Source organism: Psychrobacter sp. 1Y4, assembly GCF_051847555.1.
In genome coordinates, this window is record NZ_JBPYDE010000683.1 from 1 (window position 1) to 653 (window position 653).

The following is a 653-nucleotide window of genomic DNA, read 5'->3' on the forward strand; positions in this document are numbered from 1 at the left end:
TTTTCCAGCAATGGCAGTGTTTGTGCTGATTTATGGCCTCGTATTTTCACCGATTGAAATGCAGGAGCATATCTCCATTTTGCGTCCATTTATACCTGATACAGTATACGAAGTCCTCAATTCACGCCTGAGCGAGTTGGTCTCTAATACCAAATCCACGCTGACGTTTAGTCTGATCATATCGACCTTACTTGCCCTTTATGCTGGCTCCAAAGGCATCAAATCTTTAATTGCCCTTGTCAATCTCGCTTTTCATATCACCCAAGAGCGCAGCTTCATACAAGGCACGATTCGAGCAGTGAGCCTGACCTTTGGTGCAGTAGTCGTCTTGATGATAGCGGTGTCTTCTATTGCTATTATCCCTGTAGCAGCGAATTACTTTCCCTTCCCTCAAGTGGCTGAAACGGTTGCACTGTGGGCCAGATGGCCTGTATTGGCGGGTATTATCTTTTTAAGCTTTTTAAGTCTATATCGCCTAGCACCAAATCGTGATGCCGTTGCACTAAAAAAACTGGTTCCAGGAGCAACGCTCGCGACCATTCTTTGGATTATATTGTCCGTGCTGTTTTCGATTTATGTGCAAAACTTCAATAACTATAGTGCTGAATTTGGGGCGCTGTCAGCGGCGGTGGTCATTATGCTTTGGCTATATT

Annotated in this window: 1 protein-coding gene; it reads left to right on the top strand. The window is 44.7% G+C overall.

What is annotated here, in order from left to right:
• The coding region (locus ACS8FC_RS18315) for a YihY/virulence factor BrkB family protein (protein WP_439297838.1) at positions 1 to 653 on the top strand (653 nt) is incomplete at both ends.